Source organism: Staphylococcus sp. acrmy, assembly GCF_022690565.1.
GTDB classification, from domain to species: Bacteria; Bacillota; Bacilli; order Staphylococcales; family Staphylococcaceae; genus Staphylococcus; species Staphylococcus caledonicus.
In genome coordinates, this window is the sequence record NZ_JALCVE010000002.1 from 148,138 (window position 1) to 165,108 (window position 16,971).

Below are 16,971 nucleotides of genomic sequence, written 5' to 3' on the forward strand. Positions count from 1 at the left end.
TTCCTCCTAGTCTTAATGGCCAATCATTCAAATAGAGATTTCATAAGTTTTTTAAATTTACCCTCTTCTTTTTGAGGTCTTTCTTGCTCATCATCATAGTGATGTTCAGTTTCTTGATGTTCTTCTGGAGTTTCATACTTATCATGATCTTCTACTTTTTCAACTCTGTCATGTGGTTCATTGTAGTTTTCTTCATAAGTATCTTCATTTTTATTTGATTTACGTTTAAACCAATCAAATCCACCAGATTTAGAAGCGTTATCTTTTTCATCTTCTTCAATAACTTCTTCTTCAAATTCATCATTATCGTGATAATTTATTGTAACATAATCTAACAACTCATCAAAAGCGATACTACTAGATATAGTAGAAATCGCTGAAGTGAACTCAGGCTTTCTAATACCCATTTGTGATGGCGTATGAATTCTAATTTTTTCATTAACCATAGTGTTCAATAATTCTTTAACACCTAGTAAATTAGATGAGCCACCAGTGATGATGAAACCACCGTTAACTTTAGTTAAACCTAAGTCAACTAATACATCAAAGACTTCATCAATAATATCTTGCATTGTACGTTCAATAACCGCACTTAAATCTTTTTGCGTATACTCTACTAATTCATCACTATCAACTTGATCTACGCTGAATACGTCCTGATCTGAAGCTGAGTTAGTAAATGCATGTCCATATTGATGTTTAATCTTCTCAGCAGTTTCATATGTAGTATTTAATTCTTCCGCAATATCATCTGTGATGTCTCGTCCTGCAAGTTCGATTGAGTCTGCGTCTACTAATTCACCGCGTTCATAAAATGCGATTTGTGTTAAATCTTCACCAATGTCAATAACACAAGCACCTAATTCTTTTTCAGTTGCAGAAAGAATTGAGCCATAGTTATATGCATCAGAATATACATCTAATACATCAACGCCACATGATTCTACACATTTAATCATATTAATTAAAATAGATTTATGGATAGCAATGACGCCAGCTTCTACTTTTAATGAATGTCTAGCAATAAGTTCTTTCGGATCTGAAACTTCATTATCGCCATCAACAATGAATCGAAGAGGGAAGACATCAATAACGTCTGTATCTGGAACGTCATTTTTTTGACGAATGCCTTCTAACACATCTTCAATATGTGTCCCGTTTATTTCAGTATCTTCATAAAAATCAATTTCATTAACTTCATCGTATACTTCAGTACCTATGATAGGTAATTTTAAGAAAACTTCTTTAATGTCTACACCAGAAGCGATAGAAGCTTTTTTAATTGTATCTTTAATTGCTTGTTTAGCAATGTCAAAATCATCAATCAATCCGTTCTTTATACCGCTAGTGTAGGTTTGTCCTGTACCTATCACATTTATTCCATTGTGAAATTTTTCGCCTACTATTGTTTTTACGCTTGATGAACCAATATCTATGCTTACATAGTAATGTTCCTCCATAGATAGGCACCTCCTGACAAATTACTATTAAAATACACTATGTTTAGTTTACAATACGATGTTTGGCTTGTGAACTATAAACACATATTAATATCGAAATTTTTTAATTATTTGAATCTGATTGTTCGTTAATTTTATTTAAAGCGCTCTGTAATTCATCTTTTGCAACTGTTTCTTCTTGTGATTTTTGACGAACATTTTGATCTGATTTAGAATCGGAGCCGCCGTTATCACCATAAGGAATGAATGATGCGCCTACTGACAAATCAATATACCCTTGAGTTTTAAGATTTCCTGAATCATCTCTAGATAGTGATTGTGACATTTGTGGGTAGTATTGAATTTTTTTAGCAATTGTATCCATATTCCCTACCACTTGCATGTCATCTTTCATAAACATCAAAATTCTATTTTGATTATTTTGTTCTGGAGCGTATTTGATTTCAGAAATCATATCTCTTATATCAGACGACATATTAGATAATGCTTTAATGATGCTATCTTTGTCATCGCCTTTAAAGTCGTCTAAAATTGGTCCGCTTCCAGCAATGTCACCATCATAATTTTTCAATTCTTTATTACCTTCTATAATGGGAACATACTTGTTTTTCTCTTTAACAATACCTACAACGTCATTTTCAGTCACTTTTACATTGACAGTATTAGGCAATTGCTTGTCTATTTCCACATTTTTAATAAGGTCATTTTTTTCTAAATTATTGATACCCTTTTTCTTACTATAGGTATACATGCGAGAGTTATCTTTAATATCTAAAGCTTTCTCAATTTGACTATTACTTACATTTTTATTACCGGTTATATTTATATGAGAAATTCTACTTAGTGGTGTAAACATATAAATTAAAAATAATAAGATTAATAGTACTAAAATAGTTATAACTGTATATTGAATTTGTTTCTGTCGCTTTCGCCTTTCAATTCTTTGTTGCTCTCGTTTTTCTTGAAGCGACATGCCTTCGTATTTATCTTGTTTTTCTTGTTTTCGAGTCTTCCGTTGGTTGTTGAAATCTTTAAGGCTGTTAAACGAAAGCTTGTTATTATTCTTTTTGCGATGTTTCTTAGAGTCTGATTCAGTATGATTTTTAGATGCCTTTGTTGCTTGTGTATCTGATTCTTTATCGTTAATGGAATATGGCGTCTTTGGATCATTTTTTTCTTTTCTATCTTCTTGGTTGTCGTTTACTTCATCCTGTTTTCGATGAATTTTATATCTTTCTTCATCATCGTATGTTAAATCATCACTTAAGTCATTTTCATTGAATGTATGATCATCTGTTGATTCTAGGCCACGATTCCTTCTTTTCTCAGCTCTTTTAATAGCTCTTAACTTGCGATCGCTTTTCCTTTTATTATCATCCATTTGGTTTCACACCCTTTAGTAAGATGGCAAGTGTGCACGGAAGCTCTCAATAAATCGTTCTCCACGTTCCTCGAATGTACCGTATTGATCCCAACTTGCACATGCAGGAGATAATAACACTACTTCATTTGGCTCGATGACGCCTTGAACTTTTTCGACTGCATCTTCAATATCTGTTGCTTTCACAACTACTTTACCTTGACTATTACCTAGTTTAGCAAACTTTTCTTGAGTTTCCCCAAAGACAACCATGACTCTAACATTTTTCATGTAAGGTATTAGTTCGTCAAAGTCATTACCACGATCTAATCCTCCGCATAGCCAGATAATTGGTTGCTTGAATGAATTCAATGCAAATTGTGTCGCTAATGTATTTGTAGCCTTTGAATCGTTGTAATACTTATTCGTTCTATTAGTTCCAATATATTGCAATCTATGATCAATTCCTGAAAATGTAGTTAAACTATTAATAATTGCTTTAATTGGTACCCCAGCTAAAATTGCTGCTAATACAGCTGCTAAAATGTTTTCTAGGTTGTGTTCTCCTGGTAAAACAAGGTCATCAATATTAATGATTCTAATTCCTTTATAAATGATGAAATTGTCTTTAATGTAAATGCCTTCAGCTTCTTGTTGTGTAGAGAAGTATAATGTTTTAGCTTTTAACGTTTCAGATTCAATTAAATGTCTTTGATGATAATTACAAATTAAATAATCACTTTCTAATTGGTTCTTATAAATTTGTTTCTTAGCATTTTGATAATTTTCTAATGTTTCGTGATAATCTAGGTGTGCAGAGTAAATATTAGTAATAATAGCAATATGTGGGCGATATGCTTCAATCCCTAACAATTGGAATGAAGATAACTCAGTAATTAAATACTCTTCTGGTGACGTCTCTTGTGCTACTTTAGAAGCTACGAAACCAATATTACCTGATAAACGACCACTCAATCTACTTTTTTGGAACATATCTCCAATTAAAGACGTCGTCGTCGTTTTACCATTTGTACCCGTTACCGCAATAATAGGTGCTTCTGATACTAAATAACTTAACTCAACTTCAGTTAAAATTTTCAATCCACGTTCTTCTGCTGCTTTAATAATTGGAACTGTATAAGGTATGCCTGGATTTTTAACAATAATCGGATTGTTATCTAATAAAGATAGTGGATGTCCTCCGTCAACAATGTTCACACCTAAAGTTTCTAAATCTTTAGCATGTGGATCTTGCGATAAGTCTTTACCATCATTAACTGTTACATTAGCGCCTAACTTAGTTAATAACTTAGCCGCTTCATATCCACTCTTTGCTAACCCTACTACAAGAACTTCTTTATTTTCTAATCCTGTATAATTCAGCATGTTAATGCACTCCTATCCATAATCCGATTAATCCTGAAATTAGACCTACTGTCCAGAATACTGTAACAACCTTCCATTCACCCCATCCACTTAACTCAAAGTGGTGATGTATTGGACTCATCTTGAAGATACGTTTTTTAGTTAACTTGTAAGATGCAACTTGTAGCATTACTGATAAAGTTTCTACTACAAACACTAAGCCAATAAGTAATAAAGATAGCTCTTGGTTCAACATTATTGAGATAGTTGCGAAAATCCCACCTAATGCCAAGCTTCCTGTATCACCCATGAAAACTTTGGCTGGGTTAAGGTTATAAGGTAAAAATCCTAGTAGCGCGAAAATCATGATAATACAAAATGCACCAATTGCTGGTGAATCTAAGACAAAGCTCATGATGGCAAACATGGTAAAACCAATAATTGATAATCCAGTTGCTAGTCCATCTAAACCATCTGTTAAATTCACAGCGTTTGAAAATCCTACTTGCCAAAAAACAATAAAGATAACATACGCAAATGATAACGGTATGCTTACATTAGTAAAAGGTATATTTAAATCAGTTGAAAATTCAACTAAGTGAAACACGTCACTAAGAACAAAGAAAATAACTGCAATACCAATTTGAGCTAAAAACTTTTGTTTACTTGTTAAACCTTGGTTATTCTTCTTAACTACAATAATGTAATCATCAATAAATCCAATTAATCCAAATCCAATAGTTACAAATAACAAGAGGATAATAGGATTAGAATTATCGATAAAGAAAATCGCTATAATCGATGTGATGATAATACTAATTAAAAACGTAAGGCCACCCATGGTAGGCGTACCTGTTTTTTTCATGTGACTTTGTGGCCCCTCTTCCCGAATACTTTGGCCAAATTTCATTCGTTTAAGTGTTGGAATTAATATAGGCACTAAAATGAAAGTGATACCTAATGCGATAAGCGCAAGTATAAAAAGCATAATATTCTCCTTTATGTATATTAAATTTTTAAATTAATAATTGTAAGTTGTATTTTACTGTATTCAGTTTATCAATTTTTTAGATAACATTATATAGATTTGAGTATGTTAGCGAGGTGAGGGATAAGGCTTTACTTTTTATTATGCCTCTCCCTCATCTCGCAACTCTATACTCATTATTTTCTTAAGTAGGTTCAAATAGTAACTCAAAGGTTAATTCGAATCGCTTTTTGAGTCGCTATTCGAATCACTATTTGAGTTAGATTCATCGTCATTGCTTGAAGAAGAATCACTTTCACCTTCACTACTTGAATCATCCTCTTTAGAAGAAGCATCACTTGTTGCAGATGAACTATTATTCGAATTGTCAGATGTAGCATCTGGGTCATCCGTAGATAATTCAACTTCTATCTTACTACTATCTTTTAATGTCGTACCATTAAAGATAGATTGTTTCGTGACATAACCGCTTCCTTTTGTAGTCACATTGATGCCAGTTAACTCTTGGAATGCAAGGACATCATCTTTAGTCCAACCTTTCATATCTGGCATAGTGATATCTCCGTCTGTTAGTAATAATACTTTACTGTTCGGTAATAATTTTTTATCAGCTTTTACTGATTGAGATTTAATATTATCACCACTACCAATTACAATTGGCTGTAGGTTTTCAGATTTAAGACTATCTTGTGCTTTATCTGAAGTCTGTCCTACGACATTCGGTGCTTTAGTATACTGAGCAGTCTTAGTTTCATCTTTTTTAGAGCCTACATTGAGATATTTAAGCGTATTTTCCATAATAGGTTTAAAGGCTTTACTTACGCCATATTCATACGCTTCTTGATCATTTTTCTGAGCTAAACTCATACCGGCATAGACAATGACTTCAGGATCTTTCTTAGGTGCATCACCAATGAAGCTTACAAAATATGGATTCTTGCCTTTAACGTAGCCTCCACCGTTTTCATCAGCAACCTGAGCAGTTCCCGTTTTACCTTCAATATCATAGCCATCTACGCGGTAGTTCATCGCATGACTTTTCTTGCTGTTAACTACTTTGTCCAATTCATTTTCAACTTTATCTGCGGTAGACGCAGTGATTGGTTTACCTGCGATAGTCTTTTCACCTTTATAGAAGGTTTTATTAGAAATTGGGTTGTTAATACTTTGCACGAACCATGGTTGCAACATATTACCTTTATTAAAGAATGCAGATTGTGCTTGTATCATTTGAACTGGTGTAACTGTTGTTGATTGTCCGAATGCAGATGTTTTTTGTTGTAACTCGTTGGTCCAAGCAATGTTACCTGATGCTTCACCGTCAAATAGACCGTTAGTCGTTTTACCAAATCCAAAACGTTCGTACCAAGATTTCATCTTATCTGCACCTACTAAGTCTTGTAAATGCATCATTAATGTATTAGATGAATATGTGAAACCAAGTGACATTGGAATTTCGCCCCATCCAGATTTATTCCAGTCTGAAATACGTGAACCCATAATGTCACGATGTCCTGATTCAAACTTTTTCTTTGGATCAAATTTACCTTCTTGAATCGCTGCTGCTAATCCATACGTTTTAAATGTAGAACCAGGTTCATAGGTATTTTGATATAAATCGTTTGCCCATTTCTTACCAAAATCTTTACCCGTTTCTGGATTAAACGTTGGTCGTTGACTGAAAGCTAAAATTTCTCCAGTTTTGGCATCCATAACTACTGCAAATAAATCTTTTGGTTGATATCTCTTAACCATGTCATCTAATGCTTCTTCAACAAATACTTGAATGTTGGAATCAATTGTTAAATGAACGTCATCCCCACGCTTAGGCGCTTTTTCGTTTTTAGTGTTTGGTGCTATATATCCCCAAATATCTTGGACATAAGATAAGGCACCTTTTTTACCACTTAAATAACTATCGAAGATTTTTTCTACACCTAAAGCACCTTTTAATTCACCTGTATCAGGATTTTTTTGTGCCATCCCGATTAAATGCGAAGCAAAGTTACCATTAGGATAGAAACGTTCAGTTTCTGGGTATAACGTGATACCAGGTAATTTCATTTTTTCAAGCTTTTCTTTATCTTGATATGTTAAGTTCGATCCTTTTTGACCAAATTCAACTTGGAATGCTTTCTTTTGGTTAAGACGTTTTTCAATTTCTTCAGGTTTCATATCGATAACTTTTGCTAATTGTTTAGCAGTTTTCTTTTTATCGACCACGTGACGTGGTTTGTCACTGTTATCACTCGCACTTTTATCAATGACTGCTACCACTTTAAACCTTTCAACGTCTTCCGCTAGGACCTTTCCTTTCCTATCATATATTTTTCCTCGTTCAGCTTGTTCATTATTTTGAACTAAATATTTTTCATTAGCTCGCATAATCAAGTCTTGACCATCCGAATGACCCGTTAGCATAATATATGAATATCTTAGAACCAATATAAAAAAGAGCAGTCCGAATATACCAACAAGGAGGACTGCTCCTAATTTATTTTTTCTAATTTTAATTTTTCGCTTCGCCATTAGTACGCACTACCTTTACATTATCGTTCTTTAGGCTCATTCCTTGTTCTTTTGCCTTATCGTAAATGCGTTCGTAAGAAGAATTTTTCTTAATTTCAGATTGAATTGCGCTGTTTTCACTCGATTGTTGTTCTATTTTTGTTTCTAAATCTGCAATTTTTCCATTAGTATCATACGCATCCATTTTTAAAGATAGCATATAGATAGCGATGACAGCAATTGCAGTGACAAGCGTTATGTATAAGAACTTCTCAAATCTTGTAAGTTGAACTACAACCTTCTTAGTAACTGTACGGGTCTGTGGTTCAGTTTGCGGTTGTTGCTTCGGTATGCTGTTGTGCTGGACTTCATTATATGGTTCATATATTTTTTCTACAGCCATCTTTTTCAATTACTCCTTATTTTAGTATTTCTGCGACACGTAATTTAGCACTACGCGCTCTATTATTCTCGTCTAAATCTGAATCAGTTGCTGTGATAGGCTTGCGATTCACCCTTTTTAACTTAGGTGTATACGCTTCAGGAATAATTGGTAACCCTCTAGGCACATCAGGACCTTTTTCATATTCTTGGAAAATTTGCTTACATAATCGATCTTCCAATGAATGGAAAGTAATCACTGATATTCTGCCACCTACTTTAACTAATTCAATTGCTTGTTCAATTGAATCTTCAAATGCAGATAATTCATCATTAACCGCAATACGTATAGCTTGAAAAACTCGTTTGGCAGGATGACCACCTTTGCGGCGAGCTTTAGCCGGAATACCTTCTTTAATGATATCTACAAGTTCTAATGTTGTTTCGATTGGTTGTCGTTCACGATGTGCTTCAATTCGTCGAGCAATTTGTTTTGAAAATGATTCTTCGCCATAACGATAAAATGTCTTAACTAGTGCTTCAAACGACCAGTTATTCACTACTTCGTAAGCGCTTAACTCTTGGGTCTGATCCATTCTCATATCTAATTTTGCATCGTGATGATAACTAAATCCTCTTTCAGGGATATCTAGTTGCGGACTCGAAACCCCTAAGTCATAGTAAATACCATCCACTTTTTCAATTTCTAATTTTTTTAAAATGTCAGTTAATTCTCTAAAGTTACTGTGTACAAACGTGACTTTGTGTAGATGATCTTTTAGTACTTCTTTAGCATTTTCAATAGCAGAAGTATCTTGATCGATTGCAATTAATCTACCGTCATCGTTCAATTGATTTAATAAATAGAGTGCATGTCCCGCACCACCAAGCGTACAGTCTACGTAAATACCATCTTCTTTGATGTCAAGATAATCAATTGTTTCTTTGAGCATGACGCTTATATGATGAAACACGGTTAATTCCTCCATTAAAAATCAAAATCTATCAAATCTTCAGCAATATCTTCGAAACTTTCTTCAGATTCATCATAAAAATCATTCCATGTTTCTCTATCCCAAATCTCAATTCGATTTGAAACGCCTATTACTGTACATTCTTTAGTTAGGTTAGCGTACTTTCTCAAATTTTGAGGGATGTTGATACGCCCTTGTTTATCAAGTTCAACTTCAATGGCACCAGAGAAGAACATACGCATAAACTTACGTGCATCTTTTTTTGTCATCGGTAAGGTTTTCATTTTATCTTCAATTTGTTGCCATTCTTCAAGTGTGTAACCAAATAAACATTTATCAAGGCCTCGCGTGATAATAAATCGTTCATTTAAGTCATATCTAAACTTAGATGGAATAATCATACGACCTTTAGCATCAAGTTGATGCTCGTATTCTCCCATGAACATTATTATCACCTCACCTTATTTATAATTTACCACATCTCACCACTATCCTCCACTAATTCTGTAAGATATATTAAAATTCTTTATATTTATATAAAAAGACCCATTTTATCTTATTGATAAAATGGGTCAAATGCTTATTAAATCAAGGCTTTATAATAATTTGTTCAAATGTATATTCAAGTGGTGGATAGGTGGAGGGACTGAACACATCTATCCCAAAATCATTCATGATTTGTAGTGGATTCCATATTCTTTCTTGCAAGCCGTGGAGTGGGCGTAACACATGTTCTAACTCTCTAAAATGTTTCATGCTAATATCATTCTCTATTTCGATATTAAGCAAATAGCGTTTTAACAAGTAATCAAATTGCTCATTATGAATTTCATTATTCTTGTTTACTAAATTTACGTTATCTTGATTACCCTCTACTTCAGCTAACAAATGTTGATAAATTTTAGCTTGCTCCGCTTTAAGTTCTTTGACTTTTTGAATAAAGTCTTCTGAAGCTTGTTCACGAACAAACTTTGTTCTATCGTCTTCAATACCTAATTGAATCACTTTATCCGCTTTCAACTGGTATTGTTCTAATAACTTATCAGTTCTTTCAGTGATATAAGTCATTTTCATTCGTGGTAAGACAATAGGCATCTCAACGTTTAAGAGCTTAAATACGTCGTTTAATTCTGCCCAATATTTAATTTCACTCGGGCCTCCAACAAATGCCACTGTATTAAAGAGCCACTCTTCCATTACTGGTCTTGTTACTACATTATTAGAAAAACGTTCTGGTTCCGACTCAATTAAATTTAATATTTCTTCTTTTGAAAATTCAGCATCTGATTTACTTAATTTGAATGTGTCTCCCTCTTTAGTTAAGAGTTGGCGCATATTATCTTCATGTAAGAATAAATGCACATTCGTATCCGTTTGAATCATTTGCTCTAACCCTGACGCCTTTGTTTGTTGTTGAGTAGATCTAAACGCTTCATCAATTTCATGATGCTTTTCAATGATTTCTTTTAAAAATGGCTTTTCAAGTTGGCGTAATTGTTCAAATTGCGCATCAATAAATAAAACGCCATGGTCTTTGAAAACTTCATGTAATAACCCTTTAAATATATCAGTCCATGTATCAAATCGATTTATGATATTTAAACATTTATTATAAAGGGTTTTGGTATTTTCAGTTTCTTTTAATTCTTTGAAAAATTGTTTTAAAGCCTCAGTAAGCGCTTCTTTATCTGGTGAATAACGCGACACATTCGTTTCAGGTGGTGCCATAGTATGGTATTTCACTTTATGCAATTGCGCTTCTTTCGAATTGTAAACGTATGTATGGTTTACTTCGTCAAAGTCATGATCTTCACCAGCAATCCAGAATACAGGCACAACCGGTTTATTGTGTTCTTCTGTTAATTGATTGCTTAACGTTACAATAGAAAGTATTTTATGAAATGTGTATAAAGGCCCACCAAACATTCCAGCTTGTTGCCCACCTATGACTACCTTCGCGCCATTTTCTAATGCTTTTAAGTTTGATTGTTGAGGCGCAGTTATATCTAAATCAGACATATATGCTTCGATAATTTGCGCTAACTGTTGTTCTCTTCCATTATTAGAACTATTCATTCTATTAATAAAGCTTGATTGTTCAACCGGATTATATTGATAAAATTTTAATAGTTGTTCGTCACTATTTTCCAATTTAGTAATAAACGCATCTTTTTCTTTAAAATATGTTACTTGACAGTCCATACCCATACTCCTTCGACATTGCTATTACTCATATAGTATAAAGATTATAGCACTATCTGACAATTTTACGGCTTATATATGAAAGAAATATTTTTCATTTGTGACTTTAACGCTTCTTCCATTATTCAATTAAATGAAATTTACCTACTTTTTGCGTTATAATAATATAAAATAAATAAGGGGGAATTGCAATATGAGTGAAGTGAAACATCTTGAGATTAATTATAAAACTGATGAATTATTTGAGGCATTCAGAGCATTCGGCAATCAAGATTTATATATGGTAGAAGAATTTAATGGACAAATGATTGATGCGAGTTCAGACTCACCATTCTATGGCATCTTCAATGGGGAAAATTTAGCTGCCCGTATGGCACTATTAAAAAAAGGTGACGTAGAGGAAAAGTATTTTCCAAAGTATGATGACTACCTATTATTATGGAAATTAGAAGTTTTAGAACAATATAATAATCGAGGTTATGGCAAAGATTTAATTGACTATGCAAAATCTTACAATATGCCTATCAAAGCCATTGCACGTCAAGACTCTAAAGAATTTTTAATTAGTCACGGATTTGAAGACGTTCAAGCAAAGAATCCAGAAGGTCACGATGTATTAATCTGGGCACCAAACAACAAATAGCTTTTAATAAATATCACAACCTGAGATGAAGATAATAGCGTTTAGACTTCGAAGCATAATCAGTCGCACGAGGTATAAACATTGTTATCCTACGTCTCAGGTTGTTAACTATTTAACCCTTTTCAATTAAATCCACTAACTCAGTTAACGTTGTTATTTCATAATCTGGATGAATACCTGTATTATTCTCTTTCCCTCTGATGTTAAACCAACATGTAGCAATATTAGCATTCTTTCCTCCCAATATATCAGAAGTTAAAGAGTCTCCAACTATTATTGAATTTGCACGTTTCTCATTACCAATCTTTTTGAAAATAAAATCAAAAAACTCAGTCATTGGCTTTTGATAACCTGTTTCCTCAGATATAAATACATCATCAAACATATCTTTATCTTCTAGTTGAGCAATACGGCGTTGTTGCGTATCTGTCACGCCATTTGTCACGATATATAATTCACACGCTTGCGATAAACGATCAAGCGTTTCTAACGTTGTATCAAAATGTTTAAGCGGGGCTTTAGCCAATTCATCTCTGAATATTACATCCGCTTCCTTCCCATCAACCTCAATATTATAATGGTTAAAATATTCTATAAAACGATGAGATAATACTTCTTCTTTCGTTAACTCATTCTTTTGAAAAGCTTCCCAATGCGCTTGATTTACTTGTTTGAAAAACTGAAAATCCTTCGCCGTAGGATAATGATTATAACGTTTCGCCATATTATGAAACGCTTTATCCTCAGCATCATAAAAATCCACAATAGTATCATCAAAATCCAGTAAAATTGTATTGTATTTCATACCTGTACATCCTTAATTATATTTATGTATACAGTTTAACAGAAAATGTATTAGCAATAAAAAAAGACCAGAGCGTTTGCCCTGGTCAACTATTACGATAGTTATTAGAAACCGAAGATTTTTCCTAATGCACTTACACCGTTTTCTACAATTCCTACGATGCTTGTACCTAATTTAGTCCAGTCTTTGTCTTGTCCTGCTTGTACTGCGTTTGCGATTGCTTCTGCGATTTTTTGCATTATAATCTCTCCATTTCTTTATTTTTTAATTTAGTAACTTTGTATTTGTATTATTGCTTAATTTAGAAGCCGAAGATTTTTCCTAGAACGCTTACTCCGTTTTCTACGATACCCACGATGCTTGTACCTAATTTAGCCCAATCTTGGTTTTGACCTGCTTGTACTGCGTTTGCGATTGCTTCTGCGATTTTTTGCATTATAATCTCTCCATTTCTTTGTTTATTTATTTAGTAAAATTATATTTTTAATTATTGCTTTATTAGAAACCGAAAATTTTTCCTAAGAAACTAATACCATTTTCTAAAATACCTACGATACTTGTACCTAATTTAGCCCAATCTTGGTTTTGGCCTGCTTGAACTGCATCTGAAATTGCTTGTACTATTTTCATATTAAATTCTCCATTCCTTTTTTAATTTTTTATATTAGAAACCTAAATATTTGCTTAATAAACCTACACCGTTTTCTACAATACCAACAATGCTTGTACCTAATTTAGTCCAATCACCATTAATGCCAGCTGTTACTGTATCTTTAATTGAGTTGAATAAACCTTCCATTTTATACACTCCTTAAATTTAATTGGTAAAATTCTTAAAACGATTGTTAGGTTGTTGTGTTTAACTATCGTTTTGATACTTATACTATATAGCTCTTTTCTCATCTATTGGCTCTTTTTTCTCAACTTGGACATTAATCATCAAAACTGTAAAACAAAGATTGCAAATCATACACTTAGGAATTCAAATATGTTTTGCAAAATCTGACAATTCTGTAAACGTTTACAACGCTTTTACATTAGCTTTACAAAGCTTGTTAACATTTACTTTTCATTAATATAAGTACATGTATTTACTACTTATACTGATTAATCATTGGAAATTATGATAAATACGGGAGATAAGGTGTTTTTGTAGTATAGTAAGTAATATATTTTCAATTCATTTATAAAAAGAGGTATTTTATGTATTTAATTTTAGCTATATTTATTTTTATTAGCGCTATTGTAAGTATGAGTTTTTCTATACAATCTAGCTATATTAGTCGATCAACCATTTCTTACTACGCCCTTTCACGCAGCCTTTCAGCAACTGTTCTTTCTATTATTACGTTAATTTTTATTAATAGTAATTTCTTAATTATTGTTTCAATATTAATGATACTTATACAGTTTTTTTTTGGCTTTATAGGGTTAATTTCGAAAAATAAATTTAAAACTTTTGGGCCTTTCTTAACAGCGTTCATTAATTGTAGTTTATTAATTATTTTTATTATGATTTAAACTCTGATATATTGAAACGTCGCCCTATAGATAGAAATGTAAGTTACAATTACACGTAATTAGTGAAAAATATAAACTTTTTTTATATGATAACTATTGCTAAATAAGTTTTCTTTAGCTATAATAATTCTTGTGTTAAAAAATCATGTCCTGGTAGCTCAGCTGGATAGAGCAATGGCCTTCTAAGCCATCGGTCGGGGGTTCGAATCCCTCCCAGGACGTTAGTAAAACGTTAAAAATAACCGAAACGCCTTGATATAGTGCGTTTCGGTTATTTTATTTTGGAACTAAACAGAAGAAAGTAGAACTATTAGGACACGTGTTTGAGACGTATACATAAAAATAACCGTATCGAAATCGACACGGTTTAGAGTATTAATACGTATTTAATAAAAGTTTGTGGCATGTTTTCAAACCTTTTTAAAAATTTTGCAGCCTGTTATGTCACTTTTATTTAATTTAAGTATTTTATTTTATATTTACTCATGTTATTTCAACCATTCATACCATTTATATTTTTTACCTTTAATTTCTTCATACTTCCCATTACCAATATATTTTATTCCTAAATGCTTCAAGTATAATATTCTTGCTAAACGAATGAATTCAGGGAGTAATAAAATCAATATTAATAGTACTGTAAATAAATATATATTCATTTTTGACACCTCTCCTAAAACGTATTATTACAATAGTCGAAAAAGCAAATAAAGGGGTAAGTTGTTTATTCTTTTCTGATGAATTATCCTACATCCCACTCTTCATCATCTAACTCTTACGCTTACTAAATATCAAACTCTACTGTATCGATAATACTATTATCTCGATTTCTAAAATTTAACGTAGCATGGTTGCTATCATCATCAATTAATAATTCAGCAAATGTTTCTTCAACTGAACTTCTTGATTGGGAAATACTACCTGGATTGATCACATGCACGTCTCCTAAATTTTCATATTTAGCTACGTGGGTGTGACCGTAAAATGCCAACTGACATCCTAAAGATTGAGCTTTTTCTGCTAATCTCATACGAGTCTGATTGACTTGATATAAGTGCCCATGTGTATAAAAAGCTTTAACCCCTTTAATTTCAGTAACTTCTTCATTTGAGAATTCTGGATAAAAGTCACAATTGCCTTTCACACGCGAATAAAGACTTAGTTCTGTATCGTTATATTCAAACTCTGAATCACCTAAATGTAATAGCACATCGGCATCTTTATGTTGTTCATAAAGGTGGTATAAAATGCCCGCTTCAGTATGATTGTCACTTACAATAAGCCATTTTGTCATGACTGCTCACTCTCCAAATACGCATTTAATTGCTTAATTGCATTGCCTCGATGACTGATTTCGCCTTTTTCTTCTGTTGTAAGCTCTGCCATGGTTTTACCCTTTTCAGGAAGATAGAAGATTGGATCATAACCAAAACCATGATCGCCTTGTCTTTCAGTTGTTATTACCCCTGGAACAGTTCCTTTAAATGTACGTGTTGGTTCACCAGGTGCACTCATACTAATCACACATACGAATTGTGCGTCTCTATTCGTTTCTTCTCCCAGATTCTCAAGTAATTTATCAATATTATCTTCATCATTTTTATCTAAGCCTGCATAGCGTGCAGAATAAACGCCAGGTTCACCATTTAATGCAAAGACTTCTAGCCCACTATCATCGGCAATCACACGTTTATTTAATACTTTAGCCGCTGCCTCTGATTTTAATCGTGCATTTTCTTCAAAAGTAGTACCAGTTTCTTCGACATCAAAATCTTGAATCACTTCAGAAATTCCAATTACATTATCATTTGGAAAAATCGACTTGAAATCATTTATTTTACCTTTGTTGTTCGATGCAATAATAATATCTGCCATAGTACTCTCTCCTTGTTTCCATTAATTAACTTCTATTCGTTCAACTTCAACTTCTAATTTCAACCATTGTGCGATGATATTTTTAATATGTACCGTATCTCCTGTCGCAAAGAAACGATGATGAGGATGGCGCGTATAGCTAGCATGTTCATTACTAAATGTTAATAAAGCACTGACCTCACGTGCCGTTTCAAGTCCAGAAGAAATCACTTTCTTTTCTCTTCCGAAATAATCATTAATAGGTTTATAGAGAAGTGGATAGTGCGTACATCCTAATATAATCGTGTCAGCATCCGTATTACGCCATTGTTTCAACGTTTGATGAATCACAATACTTGTGATTGTGGGATCATCATAGCGCATTTGTTCAACTAAAGGTACAAAGCCAGGACAAGCTACTCCATAGACATTAACGTTTGGATTGATGCGTTTAATATGATGACGGTACGCTTCTGATTTAATCGTACCTTCTGTGCCTAATATTAAAACATTTTGATTTTTAGTTGTCATAATAGCAGTTCTTGCGCCAGGTTCAATGACACCTATGACTGGAATGGGTAATAATTTCTGTAAGTGTTCTAACGCGACTGCAGTAGCGGTATTACATGCGATAACTAACATTTTTATATCAAATAACATAAGTTTATTCGCTATTTGTGTAGTGAATTCTTTAACCTCTTCTCCCGATCTAGGGCCATAAGGGCATCTTGCTATATCTCCTAAATAATAAATCGTTTCATTGGGAAGTTGGCGCATAATCTCTTTAGCAACCGTCAAACCTCCTACGCCTGAATCTATAACGCCTATTGGTTTATTCATTTAAATTCATCCTTATACTATATAGTCATTTTATTTTACCATAGTCGCTAAATGAGTTTGACTAATGTGA

The 16,971-nt window shown here is 33.0% G+C and carries 19 protein-coding genes and 1 tRNA gene; 2 read left to right on the forward strand and 18 right to left on the reverse strand.

Annotated elements, in window-relative coordinates; all coding sequences use genetic code 11:
* Window positions 1-23: 23 nt before the first annotated feature.
* The 9 genes from ftsA to bshC all read right to left on the reverse strand — a co-directional run bounded on the left by ftsA (window position 24) and on the right by bshC (window position 11,238).
* Complete coding sequence (ftsA, locus tag FH144_RS02470; protein WP_242313526.1) at window positions 24-1,460, reverse strand: cell division protein FtsA; 1,437 nt, start codon at window positions 1,458-1,460, stop codon at window positions 24-26.
* Window positions 1,461-1,563: 103 nt separating this feature from the next.
* The gene (locus FH144_RS02475) at window positions 1,564-2,841 is read right to left on the reverse strand and encodes a cell division protein FtsQ/DivIB (RefSeq protein ID WP_242313527.1); all 1,278 of its coding nucleotides are present in this window, start codon (window positions 2,839-2,841) and stop codon (window positions 1,564-1,566) included.
* Between the two features lie 15 nt (window positions 2,842-2,856).
* The gene (murD, locus tag FH144_RS02480) at window positions 2,857-4,206 is read right to left on the reverse strand and encodes a UDP-N-acetylmuramoyl-L-alanine--D-glutamate ligase (protein ID WP_242313528.1); all 1,350 of its coding nucleotides are present in this window, start codon (window positions 4,204-4,206) and stop codon (window positions 2,857-2,859) included.
* Window position 4,207: 1 nt separating this feature from the next.
* Window positions 4,208-5,173 carry a phospho-N-acetylmuramoyl-pentapeptide-transferase gene (mraY, locus tag FH144_RS02485; protein WP_242313529.1) on the reverse strand — a complete coding sequence of 322 codons (966 nt, stop codon included), beginning with the start codon at window positions 5,171-5,173 and terminating at the stop codon, window positions 4,208-4,210.
* A gap of 213 nt (window positions 5,174-5,386) precedes the next feature.
* Window positions 5,387-7,702, reverse strand: coding sequence for a penicillin-binding protein (locus FH144_RS02490; RefSeq protein WP_242313530.1), 2,316 nt, complete (start codon window positions 7,700-7,702; stop codon window positions 5,387-5,389).
* Window positions 7,683-8,084, reverse strand: coding sequence for a cell division protein FtsL (ftsL, locus tag FH144_RS02495; protein WP_103167493.1), 402 nt, complete (start codon window positions 8,082-8,084; stop codon window positions 7,683-7,685). The genes FH144_RS02490 and ftsL overlap by 20 nt, the downstream gene beginning before the upstream one ends.
* A gap of 16 nt (window positions 8,085-8,100) precedes the next feature.
* Window positions 8,101-9,036: a 16S rRNA (cytosine(1402)-N(4))-methyltransferase RsmH gene (gene rsmH, locus FH144_RS02500; RefSeq protein WP_107507901.1), complete on the reverse strand. Its 936-nt coding sequence runs from the start codon at window positions 9,034-9,036 to the stop codon at window positions 8,101-8,103.
* 14 nt (window positions 9,037-9,050) lie between these two features.
* Window positions 9,051-9,482 (reverse strand): division/cell wall cluster transcriptional repressor MraZ, encoded by a 432-nt coding sequence (gene mraZ, locus FH144_RS02505; protein WP_107507902.1) that lies wholly within the window; start codon window positions 9,480-9,482, stop codon window positions 9,051-9,053.
* Window positions 9,483-9,624: 142 nt separating this feature from the next.
* Entirely contained in the window at window positions 9,625-11,238 is a 1,614-nt protein-coding gene (bshC, locus tag FH144_RS02510; protein ID WP_242313531.1) for a bacillithiol biosynthesis cysteine-adding enzyme BshC, read from the reverse strand.
* A gap of 193 nt (window positions 11,239-11,431) precedes the next feature.
* On the opposite strand from bshC, the gene FH144_RS02515 reads away from it, so the two are divergent.
* Window positions 11,432-11,881 carry an N-acetyltransferase gene (locus FH144_RS02515; RefSeq protein WP_107507904.1) on the forward strand — a complete coding sequence of 150 codons (450 nt, stop codon included), beginning with the start codon at window positions 11,432-11,434 and terminating at the stop codon, window positions 11,879-11,881.
* A gap of 112 nt (window positions 11,882-11,993) precedes the next feature.
* Here FH144_RS02515 and FH144_RS02520 read toward each other — a convergent pair whose 3' ends face one another.
* The 5 genes from FH144_RS02520 to FH144_RS02540 form a co-directional block, all read right to left on the reverse strand.
* Window positions 11,994-12,686: a YjjG family noncanonical pyrimidine nucleotidase gene (locus FH144_RS02520; RefSeq protein ID WP_242313532.1), complete on the reverse strand. Its 693-nt coding sequence runs from the start codon at window positions 12,684-12,686 to the stop codon at window positions 11,994-11,996.
* Between the two features lie 104 nt (window positions 12,687-12,790).
* Complete coding sequence (locus tag FH144_RS02525) at window positions 12,791-12,925, reverse strand: beta-class phenol-soluble modulin (protein ID WP_242313533.1); 135 nt, start codon at window positions 12,923-12,925, stop codon at window positions 12,791-12,793.
* Between the two features lie 62 nt (window positions 12,926-12,987).
* Entirely contained in the window at window positions 12,988-13,122 is a 135-nt protein-coding gene (locus tag FH144_RS02530; protein WP_107506785.1) for a beta-class phenol-soluble modulin, read from the reverse strand.
* Window positions 13,123-13,184: 62 nt separating this feature from the next.
* Window positions 13,185-13,316: a beta-class phenol-soluble modulin gene (locus FH144_RS02535; RefSeq protein ID WP_103167485.1), complete on the reverse strand. Its 132-nt coding sequence runs from the start codon at window positions 13,314-13,316 to the stop codon at window positions 13,185-13,187.
* 34 nt (window positions 13,317-13,350) lie between these two features.
* Window positions 13,351-13,485, reverse strand: a complete 135-nt coding sequence (locus FH144_RS02540; RefSeq protein WP_103167484.1) for a beta-class phenol-soluble modulin — start codon at window positions 13,483-13,485, stop codon at window positions 13,351-13,353.
* A gap of 869 nt (window positions 13,486-14,354) precedes the next feature.
* Between FH144_RS02540 and FH144_RS02545 the strand changes: the two genes are divergently transcribed.
* Window positions 14,355-14,428: transfer RNA gene (locus tag FH144_RS02545), tRNA-Arg, on the forward strand.
* A gap of 267 nt (window positions 14,429-14,695) precedes the next feature.
* On the opposite strand, the gene FH144_RS02550 is transcribed toward FH144_RS02545, so the two are convergent.
* The 4 genes from FH144_RS02550 to racE form a co-directional block, all read right to left on the reverse strand.
* Window positions 14,696-14,866 (reverse strand): hypothetical protein, encoded by a 171-nt coding sequence (locus FH144_RS02550; RefSeq protein ID WP_242313534.1) that lies wholly within the window; start codon window positions 14,864-14,866, stop codon window positions 14,696-14,698.
* Between the two features lie 125 nt (window positions 14,867-14,991).
* Complete coding sequence (locus FH144_RS02555) at window positions 14,992-15,501, reverse strand: YfcE family phosphodiesterase (RefSeq protein WP_242313535.1); 510 nt, start codon at window positions 15,499-15,501, stop codon at window positions 14,992-14,994.
* Window positions 15,498-16,082 (reverse strand): XTP/dITP diphosphatase, encoded by a 585-nt coding sequence (locus FH144_RS02560; RefSeq protein ID WP_107506787.1) that lies wholly within the window; start codon window positions 16,080-16,082, stop codon window positions 15,498-15,500. The genes FH144_RS02555 and FH144_RS02560 overlap by 4 nt, the downstream gene beginning before the upstream one ends.
* Before the next feature lie 21 nt (window positions 16,083-16,103).
* On the reverse strand, window positions 16,104-16,901 hold the full coding sequence (gene racE, locus FH144_RS02565) for a glutamate racemase (protein ID WP_242313536.1): 798 nt from the start codon (window positions 16,899-16,901) through the stop codon (window positions 16,104-16,106).
* Between the last annotated feature and the right edge of the window lie 70 nt (window positions 16,902-16,971).